General features: G+C 72.8%; 19 protein-coding genes. 12 read left to right on the top strand and 7 right to left on the bottom strand.

All coding sequences use genetic code 11. The features are described from left to right. Nucleotides 1-34 precede the first annotated feature (34 nt). Nucleotides 35-667 carry an HD domain-containing protein gene (locus P5G50_RS05110; RefSeq protein WP_301210240.1) on the top strand — a complete coding sequence of 211 codons (633 nt, stop codon included), beginning with the start codon at nucleotides 35-37 and terminating at the stop codon, nucleotides 665-667. Between the two features lie 24 nt (nucleotides 668-691). Here the strand turns inward: P5G50_RS05110 and P5G50_RS05115 are convergent, their stop codons facing one another. The 3 genes from P5G50_RS05115 to P5G50_RS05125 all read right to left on the bottom strand — a co-directional run bounded on the left by P5G50_RS05115 (nucleotide 692) and on the right by P5G50_RS05125 (nucleotide 2656). Then, on the bottom strand, nucleotides 692-1147 hold the full coding sequence (locus P5G50_RS05115; RefSeq protein ID WP_301210241.1) for an SRPBCC family protein: 456 nt from the start codon (nucleotides 1145-1147) through the stop codon (nucleotides 692-694). A gap of 21 nt (nucleotides 1148-1168) precedes the next feature. Beyond that, nucleotides 1169-1903 carry a hemerythrin domain-containing protein gene (locus P5G50_RS05120; RefSeq protein ID WP_301210242.1) on the bottom strand — a complete coding sequence of 245 codons (735 nt, stop codon included), beginning with the start codon at nucleotides 1901-1903 and terminating at the stop codon, nucleotides 1169-1171. A gap of 117 nt (nucleotides 1904-2020) precedes the next feature. Next, nucleotides 2021-2656 carry a hypothetical protein gene (locus P5G50_RS05125; protein WP_301210243.1) on the bottom strand — a complete coding sequence of 212 codons (636 nt, stop codon included), beginning with the start codon at nucleotides 2654-2656 and terminating at the stop codon, nucleotides 2021-2023. A gap of 113 nt (nucleotides 2657-2769) precedes the next feature. On the opposite strand from P5G50_RS05125, the gene P5G50_RS05130 reads away from it, so the two are divergent. Continuing rightward, nucleotides 2770-3042, top strand: coding sequence for a hypothetical protein (locus P5G50_RS05130; protein ID WP_301210244.1), 273 nt, complete (start codon nucleotides 2770-2772; stop codon nucleotides 3040-3042). Nucleotides 3043-3083: 41 nt separating this feature from the next. Then, on the top strand, nucleotides 3084-3605 hold the full coding sequence (locus P5G50_RS05135; RefSeq protein ID WP_301210245.1) for a GNAT family N-acetyltransferase: 522 nt from the start codon (nucleotides 3084-3086) through the stop codon (nucleotides 3603-3605). Between the two features lie 2 nt (nucleotides 3606-3607). Here P5G50_RS05135 and P5G50_RS05140 read toward each other — a convergent pair whose 3' ends face one another. Further along, nucleotides 3608-4831 (bottom strand): MFS transporter, encoded by a 1224-nt coding sequence (locus P5G50_RS05140; protein WP_301210246.1) that lies wholly within the window; start codon nucleotides 4829-4831, stop codon nucleotides 3608-3610. 78 nt (nucleotides 4832-4909) lie between these two features. On the opposite strand from P5G50_RS05140, the gene P5G50_RS05145 reads away from it, so the two are divergent. After that, on the top strand, nucleotides 4910-5782 hold the full coding sequence (locus tag P5G50_RS05145) for a LysR family transcriptional regulator (protein WP_301210247.1): 873 nt from the start codon (nucleotides 4910-4912) through the stop codon (nucleotides 5780-5782). 18 nt (nucleotides 5783-5800) lie between these two features. Here P5G50_RS05145 and P5G50_RS05150 read toward each other — a convergent pair whose 3' ends face one another. Continuing rightward, nucleotides 5801-7105 (bottom strand): SGNH/GDSL hydrolase family protein, encoded by a 1305-nt coding sequence (locus tag P5G50_RS05150; protein ID WP_301210248.1) that lies wholly within the window; start codon nucleotides 7103-7105, stop codon nucleotides 5801-5803. A gap of 155 nt (nucleotides 7106-7260) precedes the next feature. Next, nucleotides 7261-8160, bottom strand: coding sequence for an Lrp/AsnC family transcriptional regulator (locus P5G50_RS05155; RefSeq protein ID WP_301210249.1), 900 nt, complete (start codon nucleotides 8158-8160; stop codon nucleotides 7261-7263). Nucleotides 8161-8374: 214 nt separating this feature from the next. On the opposite strand from P5G50_RS05155, the gene P5G50_RS05160 reads away from it, so the two are divergent. From P5G50_RS05160 to P5G50_RS05195, 8 genes are all read left to right on the top strand, one after another. Continuing rightward, nucleotides 8375-9220, top strand: a complete 846-nt coding sequence (locus P5G50_RS05160; RefSeq protein ID WP_301210250.1) for a transporter substrate-binding domain-containing protein — start codon at nucleotides 8375-8377, stop codon at nucleotides 9218-9220. Nucleotides 9221-9251: 31 nt separating this feature from the next. Continuing rightward, nucleotides 9252-9983 carry an amino acid ABC transporter permease gene (locus P5G50_RS05165; RefSeq protein WP_301210251.1) on the top strand — a complete coding sequence of 244 codons (732 nt, stop codon included), beginning with the start codon at nucleotides 9252-9254 and terminating at the stop codon, nucleotides 9981-9983. Next, nucleotides 9980-10771, top strand: coding sequence for an amino acid ABC transporter ATP-binding protein (locus P5G50_RS05170; protein WP_301210252.1), 792 nt, complete (start codon nucleotides 9980-9982; stop codon nucleotides 10769-10771). The genes P5G50_RS05165 and P5G50_RS05170 overlap by 4 nt, the downstream gene beginning before the upstream one ends. A 49-nt stretch (nucleotides 10772-10820) precedes the next feature. Beyond that, on the top strand, nucleotides 10821-11813 hold the full coding sequence (locus P5G50_RS05175; protein ID WP_301210253.1) for a C-terminal binding protein: 993 nt from the start codon (nucleotides 10821-10823) through the stop codon (nucleotides 11811-11813). Nucleotides 11814-11859: 46 nt separating this feature from the next. Then, a complete protein-coding gene (locus tag P5G50_RS05180; protein WP_301210254.1) occupies nucleotides 11860-13536 on the top strand; it encodes an amidohydrolase in 1677 nt (558 codons plus the stop codon). Next, nucleotides 13533-15185, top strand: coding sequence for a thiamine pyrophosphate-binding protein (locus P5G50_RS05185; RefSeq protein WP_301210255.1), 1653 nt, complete (start codon nucleotides 13533-13535; stop codon nucleotides 15183-15185). The genes P5G50_RS05180 and P5G50_RS05185 overlap by 4 nt, the downstream gene beginning before the upstream one ends. Next, nucleotides 15182-16777: a zinc-binding metallopeptidase family protein gene (locus tag P5G50_RS05190; RefSeq protein ID WP_301210256.1), complete on the top strand. Its 1596-nt coding sequence runs from the start codon at nucleotides 15182-15184 to the stop codon at nucleotides 16775-16777. Before P5G50_RS05185 ends, P5G50_RS05190 begins: the two co-directional genes overlap by 4 nt. An 83-nt stretch (nucleotides 16778-16860) precedes the next feature. Further along, nucleotides 16861-17763 (top strand): ribokinase, encoded by a 903-nt coding sequence (locus P5G50_RS05195; RefSeq protein WP_301210257.1) that lies wholly within the window; start codon nucleotides 16861-16863, stop codon nucleotides 17761-17763. Here P5G50_RS05195 and P5G50_RS05200 read toward each other — a convergent pair. Beyond that, nucleotides 17753-18649, bottom strand: coding sequence for an Lrp/AsnC family transcriptional regulator (locus P5G50_RS05200; protein WP_301210258.1), 897 nt, complete (start codon nucleotides 18647-18649; stop codon nucleotides 17753-17755). The two genes, P5G50_RS05195 and P5G50_RS05200, sit on opposite strands and share 11 nt — an antisense overlap. Nucleotides 18650-18814 lie beyond the last annotated feature (165 nt).

Here is an 18814-nt window from a genome sequence, read left to right on the forward strand (position 1 = left end):
GACCTCCGCACACCGACCCGGAATGGAGCAGGACATGTCGAGAATTATCGCAGGCGTCGCGTTGCCGGAGACCCCGGCGGCCGAGGCGGCCCGGACCCTGGTGGAGGCGCAGAGCAGCCCCCTTCTGTACGACCACTCGCTGCGGGTGTTCCTCTTCGGCTCGCTGCACGCCCGCGCCAGGGGGCTGGAACCCGATCCCGAGCTGCTGTACGTCGCGTCGCTGTTCCACGACAGCGGACTGCTGGTCCCGCCGGCCCCGACGCCGCACCGGTTCGAGGTGGACGGGGCCGACCTCGCGCACGCCTTCGCCCTCGATCACGGGTTCTCCGAGGAGGCGGCGCGCCTCGTCTGGGAGGCCGTCGCCCTCCACACCACGCCGGAGATCCCCGGGCGCATGGGGCCGGAGGTCGCCGCGATGAACCTCGGCGTGCTCACCGACGCCGTCGGGGCCGGCCTGGACGCCCTCGACCCGGCCGCCGTCGACGAGATCCTCGCCGCATACCCGCGCGACGACTTCAAGCGCGGCTTCCTCGCGACGTTCCACGAAGGGCTCAAGCACCGCCCCGGCACCACCTACGGGACGATCAACGCCGACATCCTGGAGCACTTCGAGCCGGGCTTCCGGCGCGGGAGCATGGTCGAGCGGATCCTGTCGTCCTGGGAGTGATGCGCGCGTCCGTCCACGGCTCGCTCACTCGGCCGCCGCCGGTACTCGTGCGCGATCCTCCGCATCCAGCATCCGCTCCAGCCCCCGGAAGTCGCGCCGCAGGATCAGCACCCACGCGAACCGCGGCAGCACCCCCACCACCCGCAGCCACCCCGAGATGTCGCCCGCGTAGGAGGCGTCGACGCGTGTGCCGCTGCGCTCGGGCGTGCAGACGTATTCGACCCGCGAGTTCCACGGCGCCGTCGAGTGCCAGACCACCCGTCGGTCGGGCTCGACCTCCTCGAGCACGTCCTCGAAGTGGGCGCGGAACGGGCCGAGGATGCGGTCGGTCGCGGCCCAGCGGGAGCCGACTGTCGGTGGGCCGTCACCGACCCGGCTCCGGGCCTCCACGGCCGGGGCGAACGCCGGCCAGCGCGCGGGATCGGCGAGGGGCGGGAAGACGCGCGCGGGCGGGTGGCCGATCCAGGCCGACAGGGTCACGCGCCGCCACATGTCAGACCGTCACACCATGGCCGGCACGGGCCGGTCCGGGTAGAGCTCCCGCATGTCGCGGTCGTACTGCCGCTTCATCAGCAGCAGGTAGAGCACGCGGATCGGCGGCGGCACGTTCTCGCGCGTCCACTCCTCGCGCTCGTCCTCCGGCACGCTCGCCAGCAGCAGGCCGAGTTGCAGGGCCAGGACGTCCTTGCCCAGCTCCTTGCGGTGCGCGCGCAGCTCGGCGCGGGTGTGCTCCTCCATCCAGTCCCACTCCTGCTGCGACAGCACGGCGCCGGCCACGGGGAGGATGTCGGCCTCCTCTCCGGCGAGGTGGACGTTCAGCGTGTCGCGCAGCCGCTCGATGTCGGCGGCGAAGGCATCGCGCCGGCCGGCGTCGGCGGTCTCGACCCACGGCGCGAGCTGCGGCTCGATGCGGGCGAGGTGCTTCGCGACGGCGGCGTGCTCGGCCCGCATCCGGGAGACGTGGAGGGAGCAGCCGGGATCGCGCGCGACCAGCCGGTCCCACAGCGCGATGTCCTCGGTGTGGTGGTGCAGATGCAGGGCGTAGAAGTCGAGGTGCGCATACCGCCCGACGACCGCCGCGCGCTCGCGGTCGCCGTCAGGGACGCCGCGGACGAGCTCCGGCAGCTCCCGGTACAGCCAGCGGAAGATCCGGTGCACCAGGATCAACCCGGACGTGTCGCAGCCGGCATGCTGTCCGTCGGGCATCGGCCCCGACGAGGGCAGTCTGGTGGTCATGTCGCACCCCCGATCCGGCGCGGCCGGTCGCTCGGGTGAAGGCCGTGGGCGCGCCGATCGCGGGCAGTGTAGACCCGGCGGGCGGGGTGCGGGGAGGGGGAGGTACGTCCCTCGTGCTCACCCGCGCCGCCGCACCAGCCCCGCGAACACCGTCGCCGTCGTCGTCCCGTACACGAGGTGCGCCGCGAGGTCCTTGCCGAGCGTCTTCGCGTCGTACTCGGTGATGCGCTTGTACAGGCCGAGCGGAGGGAGGATCACGTAGCCGGAGAGCCACATCCCGGCTCCCAGCAGCAGCCCGTAGGCCGCGCGCGGGTGCTTGAGCGAGCCCGCGAGGAGGCCGTACGCGGTGGCGCCCGAGAGGGCGTACGCCCAGTGGGCGATGTTGTTGAGGGAGGCGGCCCGCTCGTCGGGCAGCCGGGTCTGGAACAGGCCCTCGATGATGCGGCGCCCGACCTGGGCCGGAGCCGGGGCGTCGTCCCACCCGGTCACGTCGGCGGAGAACTCCCAGTCGGGGAGGGGCTCGGTGCCGCGCTCGCGCCGGTACTGCAGGTAGAGCCACACGTCGAAGGCCACCGTGCCGACGACTCCCGCGGCGACTCCACGGGTCAGGGCGCCGAGCGGGGTGGGGCCGACGGCGGTCGGAGGCCGGCGCCGGGTGCGCGCGGCGGCCGCGGTGATCGCGGTGGCGGCGACGGCGACGACCGCGGTGGCGGCTCGGCGGGCGGAGCGGGGATCCTGCATGGCGAGGGTCATGGGCGCCTCCTTCGTTCCGGGCCAGGATGCCGTGCGGAGGGGGTGCTGGGGAAGGCCGCCGCTGGTGCGAGGCGTCGCCGCAGCGCATCCTGGAACCGGAAGCGAGGTGCCGGATGGACCCACACGACCTGGCCGCCGGCCTGCTCGACCGCGCCGTCGCCGATCAGCAGGCGTCGCACCGCGTCGGAGCGGGCATCGACGTGCCCGCCGTGCGGGCGGAGGTGCGACGTCTCGCGCGCGAGCGCGGGGTGCGCATCCGCACAGGGATCGTCGGCGACGCGCTCGTGGTCGTGCGTGCGGACGCGGACCTGTGGCACGAGCCGGTCGCGGTGATGCGGGAGAAGCTCGAGCCGGGCGAGCCCGGCGAGCCCGGTGAGCCTGTATGAGGTCGGGGCCGCGCGCCTCTCCGGCTGCTAGCGTTCCCTCCATGCCCGCCGTCACCCTCCGCGCCCGCACCGACGCCGACCTCGACGCGCTGTTCGCGATCGCGGCCGACGCCGGCACGTGGGAGGAGCGGACCCCGTCCATGCCGGCGCCGCTGACCCGCAGCGCGTTCGAGGCGCGGCTGGCGGCGGCCGAGGCCGCGGCGGCGCACGACCTGCGGTTCGTCGTGGACGTCGACGGGGCGGCGGTCGGCAGCGTCTCGCTCTTCGGCTTCGACGACCTCGCCCGGCACGCGGAGGTCGGCATCGCGCTGCTGCCGGAGGCGCGCGGGCGGGGCATCGGCACGGCGGCCATCGGGCAGATCGTGGAGTACGCGTTCGTGCGCTGCAACCTGCGCCGGGTGCACCTCCAGGCCATCGCCTCCAACGCCGACGCCATCCGCGCCTATGAGAAGGCGGGATTCGTGGTGGAGGGGCGGCAGCGCGAGCACGCCTGGGTGCGCGGACGCTACGAGGACATCGTGGTGATGGGGCTGCTGCGGGCGGAGTGGCGCTCCGCGAGCTGAGCTCAGCCCCGCCGCAGCATCCCCGCGCCCGCCACCACCGACAGCACCGCCACCGCCGCCACGAACACGACGAGCACCGGCACCAGCGGCCACAGGATCAGCGCCACGCCGACCAGCAGCACCGGGAGCGCCAGACCGATGTAGGCGATGAGGAAGATCGCGGCGAGCACCTCGCCGCGGCGCTCCGGGGCGGCGAGGGAGGCGGCGGCCGCGATCGCCGAGCGGAACTGCAGGCCGACGCCCGCCCCCGCGAGGATGCCGCTGACGATGAACACCCCGAGCGACGCCACCACGACGCCCGCCGCGAGACCGGCGAGGCCGACGAGCATCAGGGTGAGCGCGAGCTTCAGCTGGGCGCGCGACGACAGCCGCGCGAAGACGATCTGCGACAGCGCGGAGGCCGCGAAGACGCCGAACGGCACCGCGCCCGCGAGCAGGTGCGAGGTCTGGTGCAGCGTCCCCGCCAGCACGCTCGGTGCGAGCGAGGTGAACAGGCCGAACACGGCGAAGCCGGCGAAGGCGGCGGTCGCCGCGGCCGAGAAGGCGCCGCGCGCCGACGCGGGCAGCGAGATGCGCTGCGGCCGGTAGGCGGGGCGCTCCTCCGCGCGCTCCACGGTCTCGGGCACGAGGGCGACCGCGACGGCGGCGACCGCCAGCACGACGAGGAAGACGGCGTACGGCAGCAGCAGCGGGGCGGGGAGGAACTGTGCGAACGCGCCGCCGATCAGCGGGCCGAGGGCCAGGCCGCCGGTGTTGACGACGGTGGAGACGGTCCCGGCGAGGCGTGGAGCCTCCTGCGGGCGGGCGACGGCTCGCAGCTCGCTCAGGTGCGCGGTCGCGCTCGCGGTGAGGGCGCCGACCCCGATGCCGGAGAGCGTGCGCGCGACGATCAGCCCCGCCACGTCGTTCCAGAACAGGAAGAGGGCGGCGGCCACGATCTCCACCAGCACGGCGACGAGCACCATGCGGCGGCGTCCGGCCCAGTCGCTCACGTGCCCGACCAGGAACAGGCTCGCAATGACGCCGACCGCGTAGGCGGCGAAGATCACCGTGACGACCCAGGTCGGGAAGCCGTCGCGGGCCTGGTAGAAGGCGTACAGCGGGGTGGGGACGGTCGAGAAGGCCATGACCGCGAGGAACGCCGCGGCGATGACCCAGAAGCCGGCCCCGTGGCGGAGGCGGAAGGGGCGGCGGTCCGTGGTGGGGGGAACCAGTGTGGAGGTCATGCTTGAAGGATGCTCCCGACGGCCCATCGAGTCCAACGGAAATAGCCGATGCTGAGCATCGAGCAATACGATGACCGCATGGACACCCGACAGCTGGAGTACCTGGCCGCCATCGCCGACGAGGGCACCTTCACCCGGGCGGCCGAGCGGGTCTACGCGGCGCAGTCGACCGTCTCCGCCGGCATCCAGAGCCTGGAGCGCGAGCTGGGCTCCCCGCTGTTCGAGCGCGATGCCCACGGCGTGCGGCTCACCGACGTCGGGGAGGAGGTGCTGGCGGAGGCCCGCGTGGCCCTGCGCGCCGTCGAGCGGATGCGCGAGCTCGCCGACCGCGAGGGCCCGCTGCGCGGCACGGTCCGGGTCGGCATCTTCACCAATCTGACCACGGTCGACCTGCCCGGGGTGATGGGCGAGTTCCACCGCAGGCACCCGCACGTCGACCTCCGCCTCGGCCCCTCGCCGACCGGGTCGACCGGACTGGTGGAGGATGTGCGCCAGGGCCGGCTCGACATCGCCTTCCACGGCCTGCCCGACCCGGTGCCAGGCCTGCTCACGCGGCCGCTCGCCGACTCCCCGTTCCGCGCCGTGCTGCCGGAGGGTCATCCGCTCGCCCGCCGGAGGACGGTCGCGCTCGCCGACCTGGCGGACGAGCCGTGGGTGGACGCACGCGCCGGCTTCGGAAACCGCGTCGCCCTCGACCGCGCCTTCACGGGGCTGGGCCTCACCCGGCGCGTCCCGACCGAGCTGGCGGACCTGGGCGAGATCCCCCGCTTCGTCGCCGCGGGCCTCGGCGTGGCCGCGCTGCCCGAGCTGACGATCATCCCCGCTCCCGGCGCCGTCGTGCGGCCGCTGCGCGAGCCGGTCGACTGGCGGCTCAGCGCGATCGCCCGCCCGCGGCCGGGGCGCGCGGCGGAGGCCCTGCTGGAGCTGCTGGAGGAGCGGATCGGGGGCTGATCCGCTCCTCCCGCATCCTTAGCGCTGCAGCGCCGCCTCGATCGCCGGCAGGTAGCCCTGCGCGTGGCCGGCGGCCGTCGGATGCATGATGTTGATCAGCTGCAGCGGGTCGACGTCGTTGATCCACGCGTTCGGGCTACCGCCGCGCATGGCGCCGTGGCCCATGAAGCGGTCGCGCACGTCGACGAAGGTCACACCGGCCTCCGCGGCGGCCGACCGGATCGCCTCGTCGGCGACGTCGACGGCGGCGTTCATCCTGGCGCGGGAGCTGTCGCTGATCAGGCGGGTGTTCGCGGTGGTGAACAGGCGCGGGTAGTCGATCACGAGGACGCGGGCGTCCGGTGCGACGCGTGCCTTGACCGCCGTGTAGATCTGCACCAGCCGCTGATGGAACTCCGCCGAGCGGGCCTGCGTCTCCGCCGCTTCGATGGAACCGACGCAGGCGCCGGAGGGGTTGTCGAAGAACTCGTTGAAGGCGCAGTCGATCAGGATCTGTGCGAAGTTCAGGTCGTTGCCGCCGATGGACAGGGTGACGAGGTTGGTGTCCGGCTTCAGCGCCTCCAGCTGCGGCCCGGTGCTCACGTCGAAGAAGCCGAAGAACGTCTGGGCGCTCTCGTCGATGTTGTTGGACACGGCCTGGGCGCAGGCGACCGACGTGTACGACGCGACCTTCTCCGCCGTCGCGAGCAGCGCGGAATACGCTTCGGGGCTCTGGAAGCAGAAGTTGCCGTAGGCCAGGGGTGCGCGCGTACCGAGCCCGGAGGCGTATGAGTCGCCCATGGCGACGTAGTGGATGGGCTTCACCGGGGTGAGCAGATCCGTCGCGGTGGTGTCGTCCTGGGCCCCGGTGGGGACGAACACCCAGAGGACCCAGTAGCCGGGGTTGCGCTCCTCGGCGGTGAGCGAGCCCGACCCCGAGTTGTCGAACCCGAGGATGCGGGACTTGTCGGCGGCCGGGCCGATGCCGTAGCCCTTCGCGGCGTCGTGACGGTCGAGGTAGTCCCATGCGTACTGCTGGTCGGCGCGTCCCTGCACGCAGGCCTCGGCGTGCACGACGCCCGCAGCGCCGGTCAGGCAGAGGGCCAGCGTGCCCGTGCCGTACATGACGGGCCCGGTGGACCCGACGGCCGGGAAGGACCACGTCGCGGCGCGGTCGCGGACGGCGTCGACGGACGGCCCGGTGACACCGGCGATGGGGGCGCCGGCTGTCGGGACGCCGACGGCCTCGAAGAGCGACGCCCCACGGCCGTTGTTGGTGACCCAGGGGCCCGTGATGCGGGAGGTGGAGGCGGCCGGATCGGCGTGGGCGGGTTGCGCGGCCACCGGCGCCAGCGATGTCGCCGCGGCGGCGGTCAGGGCCAGTGCGGCCAGGGCGGTGAGGCGCGCGGATCGGCGCGAGGACGGGCGGAGTCTGTTTCGGGTGGTCGGATTCACTCCACAAGTGATACATGTAAAATGTTAGATGGTCAAAACCGGCCCTATCCCTCCCGCCGTTGCATGAACTGGTAGCGCTCGAGGCGGATGCGCGCGTGCAGCCAGGTGGTGACCGCGCGGGTCTCCGGGATGCGCCGCAGCTGATCCAGGAACGCATTGAGGTCTTGCAGCGACGAGAACGCGATGGTCGCGAGGAGGTCGAACCGGCCGACCGTGCGGGCCATGAACTCCAGGCCCCGGCGGCGGGAGGCGAGGGCGACGACCTCGTCGCCGTCGCCGGCGAGGTTGACGCCGATGCCGAAGACCAGGCTGCCGGTCGAGTCGGAGCGCTGGCCCAGCGGGCCGATCCGCATGATGCCGGCCTTCACCAGGCGGTTCACGCGCGAGCGGACGGCCGTGATCGACAGGTCGGCATGGTCGGCCAGCTCGCGGTAGGCGGTGCGGCCGTCCCGCTGGAGGAGCTGGATGATGGCGCCGTCGGCCTCGTCGAGTTCCGCCTGCGGCCCGTCGGGCTCCGCCCCGAGGAAGAAGCTGTTGAGCACGTGGTCGTAGATCAGGTGCCGGGCGTCGGAGACGCCGGGGAGGCCGCGGATCTCGCGCAGCACGGCCTGCAGCTCGCCGAGCGAGCGCACGTGCGTCTCGACCACGAGCTGCTCGGCGCCGACCGTCTCCGAGATGAAGACCGCGGGGATGCGGTCGCCGATCTCGGCGACGATGCGGTCGACGTCGCCGCTGATGCGCAGCGCGATGTGCGCCATCACGTTCAGGCCGAAGAAGCGGGGATGCACCGCCGCGACGATGCGCAGCTCGCCGGAGTCGAGCATCGGCGAGATGCGGGCGGCGATGGCGGCGCGCGGCACGCCGAGCTCGCGGGCGAGCTCGGCGAACGAGAGCCGGCCGTCGGTGCGGAGGAGGGCGAGAGCGTCTTCGGTGATCGCGTCCATGAAAAACCTTCGGATCGGGGAGCGGTTCAATTCTGCTACGGGAAAGCCCATTCATGTCAACATCGACGCAAAAACTGCGGCGCGTCGCGACGGATTGGCCAATGTTTCGCGCATGTAACAAAAACCTGATTTGACGGGGTCCTTTTCCGGCCTGCATGCTTCGTACACCGACGCCGATGCCGGTGGCGCGGTTCCCAGCCCGAAGGAGTGTGCAATGAAGAAACTCGTAGCATCGTTCTGTACCGCCGCCGCCCTGGCCGTCACGCTCGCCGGGTGCGCATCGGGGAGCAGCGCGGGAGGCGGCTCCAGCGCCTCCGCCGGACCGGAGGGCCTCGTCCAGCCGGGCAAGCTCACCGCCTGCATCGACCCCGAGTACGCGCCCCTCGAGTACTACAAGAACGGCACGGACGGCGACATCGTCGGCTTCGACGCCGACGGCATCCGCGCCCTCGCCAAGCACTGGGGCGTCGAGACCAACCTGCTCGTCACCTCGTTCGACGGGCTGATGCCGCAGCTGCAGTCCGGCGCCTGCGACATGATCTTCGGCGGCCTCTATATGACCGACGAGCGGTTGAAGATCGCCGACGCCAGCGCGGTCATGCAGGCCGGCCCCGCCATCCTGACCTCGCCCGATCGGGTCAAGGACATCACGAGCCCCTCCGACCTCTGCGGCCTCACCGTCGCCGCGCAGTCGGCCTCCTCCAACGCGGCCACCATCAAGACGCTCTCGGAGAAGTGCACGGGCGACGGCGCGAAGGCCATCAACCTCGTCGAGTACCCGAAGACCGCGGAGACCGTGCTCGCGGTCCTCAACGGCAAGGCCGACGCGCTCGCCGAGACCAACGTCGCGGCCGCCTACATGGTCACGCAGAACAAGGGCAAGCTCGAGATCGCGCCCGACGTGCTCGAGCTCGACACGCAGTTCGGCGTCTTCAGCCGCAAGGACGACAAGATCTCCGCCTCCATCGCGAGCGGCCTGAAGGCCCTCCGCGAGGACGGCACGCTGGCCGACATCGCCAAGACGTACGGCCTCGACCCGGCCATCGTCGAGGTCAAGTAGCCAGAGGCCCGGTCACGGAAAGGCGGCCCCCATGGGTTTCGATCCCCAGATCTTCCTCCAGCAGCTCCTGAGCCCGGCGTACCTGGTCGGAGCGCTGCTCTCGATCGGCGTGGCTTTCGTCTCGCTCGTCATCGCGACGGTCATCGGCTTCCTGGTCGCCCTCGGGCGCACCGGGAGGTCGGCGGCCGGCCGCGTGCCCGCCGGCATCTACGTGTGGTTCTTCCGGGCCATCCCGGCGCTGCTCGTCCTGCTGATCATGTGGAACGCGCTGCCGCAGCTCGTCCCGGCGCTGCGCGGGGACTGGTACTCGCCGTTCGTCGCGGCCTCGATCGGGCTGGGCCTCGTGGAGGCCGCCTTCATGGCCGAGATCATCCGCTCGGCGCTGCTCAGCGTCGACGACGGCCAGGCCCTCGCCGGCCGCGCCCTCGGCATGAAGCCGGCGAGCGTGATGCTCCGGATCGTCCTGCCCCAGGCGATCCGGATCGCGCTCCCGCCGACGACCAACGAGTTCATCGGCCTGATCAAGTACTCGTCGCTCGCCTCGGTCATCTCGCTCCGCGAACTGCTGACGACGGCGCAGGTCGGCGTCAACATCACCTTCCGCTACGCCGAGTACTACGCGGTCGCGATCATCTACTACCTGGTGATCGTCAGCATCGTGACGCTCGTGCAGACCCTGATCGAGCGCCGGTTCGCCTGGATCTCGGTGAAGGCGGAGAAGAAGCGCAAGCCCGTCGCCGTCCCGGCAGGAGGACTGTCATGACCGATGCACGCACCACCGCGGGAACGACGGCGCTGCAGCAGCCGACGCTGCAGGTGACCGACCTCCACAAGGCCTACGGCGGCAACGAGGTCCTGAAGGGCGTCGAGTTCGAGGTCCGCAAGGGTCAGGTGAAGGCCGTGCTCGGCCCGTCGGGCTCCGGCAAGTCGACCATGCTGCGGCTCATGGCGCTGCTGGAGCCGGCCGACCGGGGCGACATCTCCCTCCACGGGACCCGCATCGGCCGCACGCCGGAGGGCCGCCACCTGCCGGAGCGCGCACTGGCCGTGCAGCGCCGGGACATCGGGATGGTGTTCCAGAAGTTCAACCTGTTCCCGCACCTGACCGCCGCACGCAACGTCGCCCTCGCCCTGCACGCGGTGCAGGGGATCGGCCGCCACGAGGCGCTCGAGCGGGCGCACGCCATGCTCGACCGGGTCGGGCTGTCGCAGCGGGCAGGGCACTTCCCGTCGGAGCTCAGCGGCGGGCAGCAGCAGCGGGTCGCGATCGCCAGGGCGCTGGTGCTCGAACCGGACGTGATGCTGTTCGACGAGCCGACCTCCGCCCTCGACCCGGAGCTGGTCGGCGAGGTGCTGGACGTGATGGAGGGACTGGCCCGTGGCGGCATGACGATGATCGTCGTCACGCACGAGGTGCGCTTCGCCCGCCGCGTCGCCGACGAGGTCACGCTGTTCGACAGCGGCGTGATCGTCGAGCAGGCGGCGCCGGACGAGTTCTTCGACAACCCGCAGCACGAGCGCACGCGGCGCTTCCTCAGCCACGTGCACTGACCGCCTCCCGACCGACGAACGACGACAGACGAACGACCAAGGGATCAGCATGACTCACGACGCTTCGTCGCGCCCGGTGAACGTCGCCGTGTGCGCCGACCTGGACGCGCTCGACGTCCGCCCCCAGCTCGACCGGCTGACGGCGGAGGGCCACGCGGTCACCGTGCTGCGCGGCTTCGACAAGCGGGCCATCATCGCGGAGGCGGCGGAGGCCGACGCCCTCATGCTCGGCTACGGCGACGTGGACGAGGAGGTGCTCGAGGCGCTGCCGCGGCTGCGGATGGTGGCCCTGGCCTCCATGGGCTTCGACAACGTCGACGTGGTCGCCGCCGCCCGCCGCGGCGTCGCCGTCTCGCACATCGTCGGCGCCGCGACCGAGGAGGTCGCCACCCACGCGCTCGCCCTCGCCCTCGACGCCCTGCGCGGCATCAGCGCCTACGACCGCTCGGTGCGGGCTGGGGTGTGGGACTTGGAGGTCGTGCCCGTGCAGCCGCGCATCAGCGGGCTCACGCTCGGCGTGGTCGGCATGGGCCGGATCGGCGCGGCGCTCGCCGAACGCGCGCGTCCGCTCTTCGGACGGATCGTGGGCCACGACCCCTTCCTGCCCGACGACCGCATCCGGCGGCAGGGCGTCGAGCCGGCCGGGCTGGAGGAGGTGCTGCGCTCGGCGGACGTCGTCTCGTTGCACCTCCCGCTCACCGAGCAGACCGCCGGCCTGATCGACGCCGACGCACTCGCCACGATGCGGCAGGAGGCCGTGCTCGTCAACGTGAGCCGCGGCGGCCTGATCGACACGGGCGCCCTGCGTGCTGCGCTCGACGCCGGGCGCCTGCGGGGCGCAGCGCTCGACGTGCTCGACACGGAGCCTCCCGGCGCCGGGCACCCCCTGATCGGGCACCCGCGCGCGATCGTCACGCCGCACGCCGGCTTCCGCTCCGCCGCCGCCCTCGACGACTACGTGCGGCTGCAGGCCGAGAACGTGCTCGCCTGGGCGCGCACGGGAATCCCGCTGACCCCCGTCCCCGTCCCCGCCCTCGGCTGACCGCCCGGCCGACCGTCTCCGCTTCACGACACAGAAAGCCCCCTTCATGCGACGCTCACTCCCCACCGCGGCCGTCGACCAGCAGCCGCTCATCGTCACGGCCTCGGCCATCCACACCGTCGACGCGGCGGACACGGTCGCGCAGGCGCTGCTCGTCATCGGCGGCCGCATCGCTGCCGTCGGCGACGTCGCGACCTGCCGGGCGGAGGCGGCGCGCGTCTCGGCCCTCGCGCCGCGCGAGGTCGACCTCGGGCCGGCGGTCGTCGTGCCCGGCTTCATCGACGCGCACGCGCATCCGCTGATGTACGGGCAGATGATGACGTGGGTCGACTGCGGCCCCGAGAAGGCCGGCTCCATCCCCGAGATCGTCGCGCTGCTGCGGGCCGCGGCGGAGGCGCACCCGGGCGACACCCCCGTACGCGGTTACGGCTACGAGCAGCGGAACCTGGCGGAGCAGCGCCACCCCACCCGGCAGGAGCTCGACCAGGTCTCCACGACCCGCCAGGTGTACCTCATGAACGCCAGCGGTCACGGCGGCGTGGTGAACACCTTCACGCTGGAGCAGGCGGGCATCGGGAGGGACACGCCCAATCCGCAGGGCGGCGAGTTCTTCCGCGACGCCGACGGCGACCTGACCGGCGAGCTGAGCGACGCCGCCTGCAACATCCTCACCGGGGTGCACGGCGTCAAGATCGGGCACCACGGGCCGAACTTCCACCTCGAGGACGAGCCGGCCGAGCACCTCCGCCAGCTGGAGGCCGCGCAGCAGCGCTTCCTCGCCGGGGGAGTGACCGCCCTCGGCGACTGCCAGGTGACGCGCCGCGAGTTCGACATGTACCTGCGGCTCGCCGAGCGTGGCGAGCTCACCACCCGGGTGTCGATGTACGTGCTCTCGCACCTGCTCGACGAGGTGCTGGAGCTCGGGATGCACGGCGCCTTCGGCAACGAGACGCTCAGCTTCGCGGGCATCAAGCTGTACGCCGACGGCACGCTCGGCGGCTGGACCGCGTACTTCCCGGACGGCTACGTCGGCGACCCCTGCCGCACCGGCCAGCTCTACCACGAGCCGGAGGAGTACGACCGGCTGGTGCGCAAGGCGCACGCCGTCGGCCTCCAGACCGCCACGCACGCGCAGTCTCCCGATGCCATCGAGATGGTCGTCTCGACGATCGAGCGGGCGCTCGCCGACCGGCCCGACGCCGACGCCCGGCACCGGATCGAGCACTGCGGCCTCCCGACGCCCGGGCAGATCGACCGCATGGCGCGGGCCGGCATCCGCCCGGTCAACCAGCCCCAGCACTACTACAACTGGGGCGAGGGCGTCACCGACGCGATCGGCACGCCGGGGGAGCGGTTCAACCCGCTCGGCGAGTTCGTCGCCGCCGGGGTGCCCGTCACCATCTCGTCCGACGCCCCGGTCGCCGACCCGATCCCGCTGGAGGCGATCCAGGTCTCGGCGACGCGGGTCACCCGCCGCGGTCACAAGCTCGGCTCCGACGACCTGCTCATCCCGGCCGCGGAGGCGCTGCGCGCGCACACCATCAACGGCGCCTTCTCGATCGGCCGCGAGGACGACCTCGGCTCGCTGGAGGTCGGCAAGCTCGCCGACTTCGCCGTGCTGTCCGCCGACCCGCTGACCGTGCCCGCCGCCGAGATCGGCGCCATCGAGGTGCTGGAGACGTGGATCGGCGGGGTGCAGCGGTACCGGAGCGACGCGCGATGACCGGGCCCGACCGCTCGGCGAGCACCGGAGGCCGCGCCATCATGCGCGCGATCCGCGGCTACGGCGTCGACACCGTCTTCGGCATCCCCGGCACGCACAACCTGGAGTTCTACCGCCTGCTCGCCGAGCTGGGCATCCGCCCGGTCACGGCCCGCCACGAGCAGGGCGCCGGGTACGCCGCCGACGGCTGGTCGCAGCGCCGGGGTCTGCCTGGCGTCGTCGTCACGACCAGCGGCCCCGGACTGCTCAACGTGCTGTCGGCCGCCGGCACCGCGTTCTGCGAGTCGCGGCCGCTGCTCGTCCTCTCTCCCGGAACGCCGCGCGGCACGGGCTTCGCGGACCGCGGCGTGCTGCACGAGTCGAAGGACCCGACCGGCGCCGCGGGCGCGGTGATGCTGTGGAGCCGGCGCGTCGAGTCCGACGCCGAGGCGGTGGAGGCGGTGCACGAGGCGTTCGCCCTGTTCCAGGCGGGCCGCCCGCGGCCGGTGCACATCGAGGTCCCTCTCGATGTGCTGGAGGGCCCGGCGACCGTGGGCGAGGGCTTCCTGGCCCGGCGCCACCGGCCGCTCGTCGCGCCCGACCGGTCAGCGGTCGCGGAGGCCGCGCGCCTGCTCGACGCCGCCTCCCGACCGCTCATCGTCGCGGGTGGGGGCGCCGTGCCCGCTGCGGACGCGGTCAGGCGCCTCGCCGAACGGCTCGGTGCGCCGGTCCTCACGACGCTCAACGGCAAGGGAGTGCTGCCGGAGACGCATCCGCTCTCGCTGCGCGCGGAGCTGCGGCTCGCCGCCTCCGCCGACGTCGTGCGCAGCGCCGACGCGGTGCTCGTGATCGGCAGCAAGCTCGGAGAGGCGGAGCTCTGGGGCAACGCGTTCGCCCCGGCCGGCCCGGTGGTCCGCATCGACCTCGATCCCGCGCGGATCGACACGAACCTCCGCGCCGACGTCGCTCTCGTCGGCGACAGCCGCCTCGCCGTGGAGGCGCTCGCCGCCGCGGTGTCGACGGACCGGCGCGAGCCGGGTGACCTGGAGGGCGTGCGCTCCGCGCAGCGCGCCGAGGCGGAGGCCTTCTCGCCGCTCGTGATGGCGGCCGCCGATGCGATCACCGCCGCGCTTCCTGCGGGTGCGACGGTCGCAGGCGACTCCTCCCAGATCACCTACTACGGCATGACCTCGACCGTGCTGCAGGAGGAGCCGAAGCGGTTCCTCTACATGCCGGCGTACGCGACCCTCGGCTACGGACTCCCCGCGGCCATCGGCGCCGCGATCGCCGAGCCCGGCTCTCCGGTCGTCTGCGTGCTCGGCGACGGCGCGCTGATGTTCTCGGTGCAGGAGCTCGCGACCGCGGCCGAGCAGGGCCTCGACCTCACGGTGGTGGTCGTCGACAACGGCGGCTACCGCGAGATCCGCGAGAACGAGCTCGACCGCGGCATCGCGCCGGTCGGCGTCGACCTGTTCCAGCCGGACTGGCCGCGCCTGGCGGAGGCGTTCGGCGGCACGGGTCACGCGGTCACCGCAGCTGACGAGGTCACGCAGACGGTCGCCGCCGCGATCCGCGAGCCGGGTGTGAGCCTCGTGCACGTGCCGCTCGGCGTCTTCGAGCGCGCGGCCGACGAAGAGACGACGACGAGTGAGGAGTGGATCAGCGCATGACCATCGACACGGGGATCACCCTCGGGGCAGCGGCTCGCGCCACCGCGCAGGCCTGGATCGACGAGCACAGGGACGAGCTGTCGGCCTGGCACTCCCGTATCTGGGAGCTCGCAGAGCCGGCGTGGCGGGAGTACGAGTCGGCGGCCTGGTACGTCCGCACCCTCCGCTCCCTCGGGTTCGAGGTGGAGGAGGGCTCGGCCGGGATGCCGACGGCGTTCTCGGCGAGCTGGAGCAACGGCGACGGCCCGGTGCTGCTCACGTACGCGGAGTACGACGCCGTCCCCGGCAACAACCAGGCGGCCTCAACCGCTCCGGCCCCGCGCGACGGGCTCAGCGCCTACGCGCCCGGTCACACCGACCCGCACTCCGCGCTCGGCATCTCCACCCTGGCCGGGCTGCTCGCCACGCAGCACGCGATGCGAGAGCACGGCATCCCCGGCACCCTGCGCTACACCGGCGAGCCGGCCGAGAAGATGCACGGCTCGAAGGTCGTGCACGGCCTCCGCGGCTACTACGACGGCGTCGACGCGATCGTGTCGTTCCACCCCTTCTACATGCTGCCGCTGTGCAACACCGCCCGCTGGGACACGCAGTGCGGCGCCTACTACAGCAAGGTCTACACGTTCAGCTGCGACGAGGCCGAGACCTGGCAGCTCGAGAACGACCCCAACTCGCCCATCCCCGCCTCCCACTCCGCGGCCAGGGCGCCCGGGGCCAACGCCGCGCTGACGACGATGTACACGGCGTCCCGGGCGATGCAGGACGCCATGCTGCCGAGCGTCGGCGGGTGGAGCCTCTCCGACGCCATCCTGCTCGACGGCCAGGCGACGGCGGACAACCTGCCGACCAGGGTCGCCCGCATCCAGTTCTCGTGGCGCACGCCGAACATCGAGATGGCGGAGCACGTGCTCGCGGTCCTCGACCGCAACGCGGTGCACGCCGCCGCCATGGCGCACTGCACGCTGGAGGAGCGCTGGGTCGCGCGCAGCCGCCCCGGCCGCACCAACCACGTCCTCGCCGAGGTGCTCTACCGCAACCTCGAGGTCGTCGGAGCCCCGACCTACGGCCAGGAGGCGGTGCAGGTCGCGAACGACATCCTCGCCACCCTGGGCGTCGAGCCGCAGGAGCATCCGTTCCTCGACGAGTGCGAGCGGCTCATCGAGCCGCAGGAGGCCGAGCGGCTGCTGCGCGAGCACATGCCGGCCTGGCAGCGCAACTGGACGAGCGACGACTACGTCGAGATGACCCACTACGCGCCGACCGTGCGGTTCTACGTCTCGCGGCCGGCGCTCAAGCCGACGCCCGGCCGTGGCGCGTACCCGGCCTGGGTGATGAACGCGCTCGGCGGCATCCCGGCCACCATCGATCCGACGATCGCGACCGCGGGCGCGACGATCGCGGGAACGTTCCTCGACCTCCTCACCTCGCCGGAGCTCCTCGCCGCGGCGAAGGCGGAGTTCGACGAGCGCACGGCGGCCGACCCCATGCCGCCGCTGCTCGACGCCGACTTCGAGGCGCCGGTCGACCTCCCCTGGCCGGACTACTCGATCCGGCGCGACCGCGCGGCGGGGGAGGGCAGCAGGCACTGGTGACGGGAGGCGGCGACTGTCGGCCCCGACCTCCGGCGACTTGCTAGGTTGGCAGCTCGGACACCATAACGGGAGGCGGGCACGGCATGAGCGTCATCGTCGTCGGCTCGCTGAACACCGACGTCACCATCCGCGCGCCGCGCATCCCCGCGCCGGGTGAGACCGTGCTGGCCACCGGCGTGGTCGAGGAGCCGGGCGGCAAGGGCGCGAACCAGGCCGCCGCGGCGGCGACCCTGGGGGCGCAGACGTTCCTCGTCGGCGCGGTCGGCGACGACGAGCGGGGGAGGGCGGCCAGGGCCGCTGTGGAGGACGTGGGCGTGCGGCTGGACCAGCTCGCCACCGTCGATGCCCCGACCGGTGCCGCCTACGTGACCGTCGACGACCGCGGCGAGAACACGATCGCGGTGCACCCGGGCGCCAACGGCCTCCTGCATCCCGACCGGGTCGCCGACGCACTCGACCGGCTCGCCCCGGTGGTGAGTCCCGGCTCCGTACTGGTCGCGAGTCTCGAGGTGCCGGTGGAGGCGGTGGCCGCGGCCGCGCGCATCGGCAGAGACCACGGGTGGACCGTCCTCCTCAACCCCGCACCGGCCCGGCCCCTCGACGCCGAGCTGCTCGCACTGGTCGACGTGCTCACCCCGAACGAGACGGAGGCCCGGGCGCTGGGCGGCCCCGACGCGCTGTTCGGCGCCGGCGTCGGCGCGATCATCGCCACCCGGGGCTCCGACGGCTGCGCGATGCTCCGTCAGGACGGCAGCAGCGAGCGGATCGCGGGCCTGGAGGCACGGGTCGTGAACACGACGGGCGCCGGCGACGTCTTCACCGCGGCCCTCGCCTGCGCGCTGGACGATGGCATGACGCTGGAGCGGGCGGCGCGCTTCGCGAACGCTGCCGGCGCGATCGCCGTCGAGAGCGCCTCCACCCGCGTTCCGGGGCTGACGAGGGCGGAGGCGACAGCCAGGGCGGAGGCTGCGCGGGCTACGCGGTGACCACCGGTCGCAGGGTGCGCGTGTAGTCCTCCTTCACCACGGCGAGGTGCAGCCAGGTCTCCAGCCCGGCGACGCCGGGCAGCGAGCGGATGCGCTCCAGGCTCTCGTGCAGCGCCCCCGCCGACGGCTGCACGAGCGTCGCGACGGCGTCGAACCGCCCGATCGTGCGGGCCGCGAAGTCGACATCGGGCCAGGCCGCCAGGGCGGTGAGCACGGCGTCGTCGTCGGCGGTCAGCGTGAGGCCGACGCCCATCGACAGCTGGCGCCTGGTCAGTCCGCGCGCCTCCACCGCCCGCACGGTGATGACGCCGGAGCCGGTGAGTCGATCGAGCCGGGTGGCGACGGCGGACGGCGACAGGCGCACGGTCTCGCCGAGCGCGCGCAGGCTCTGCCGCCCGTCGCGCTGCAGCTCCTCGACCAGGGACGCGTCGGTGGCGTCGATCCGCACGGGGGCGCGCAGGTGCGACACGAAGAACCCCTTCACCACGGCCGAGTAGATGAGCGTGCTGATGCCGGCGACGCCGGGCAGGGCGCGGATGCGCGCGAGCAGCTCGTGCAGCGCCGCCATGCTGCCCAGGCGCACCTCCGTCACGATGCCGTGCGTGCCGCCCACCGCCGAGACCAGCACGGTCTCGTCGAGACGGCGCAACTGCTCGGCGATCGGCTCCACGGCTCCGTCCGTGCGGATGGAGACGTGTGCAAGGACATGCTGACCGAGCACCGCCGGGTCGACGGCGGCGATGACCCGCACGGTTCCGTCGGCCAGCATCGCCCGCAGGCGGCGGGACACGGCCGCCCGCGGCTGACCGAGGCGCGCGGCCAGGGTCTGGACGCTCGCGCGGCCGTCCTCCTGGAGCGCCCGGACGAGTGCCGCGTCGAGGTCCATCGGCCGCCTCCTTGCAAAGTCGCCGGAATCGGTCTGCCATCCGATCAGATCGTCAGTCTAGTGAGCCGCCGACCGATCCTGACAGAGATGATGTGACGCAGAGCGTACATATCTGCTGCGCGAGCGCCTCCATTGCAGATGTTCTGCTCTTGCGGCCCCGGCGGC

Source organism: Leifsonia williamsii (assembly GCF_030433685.1).
In the GTDB taxonomy this organism is placed as follows: Bacteria; Actinomycetota; Actinomycetes; order Actinomycetales; family Microbacteriaceae; genus Leifsonia; species Leifsonia williamsii.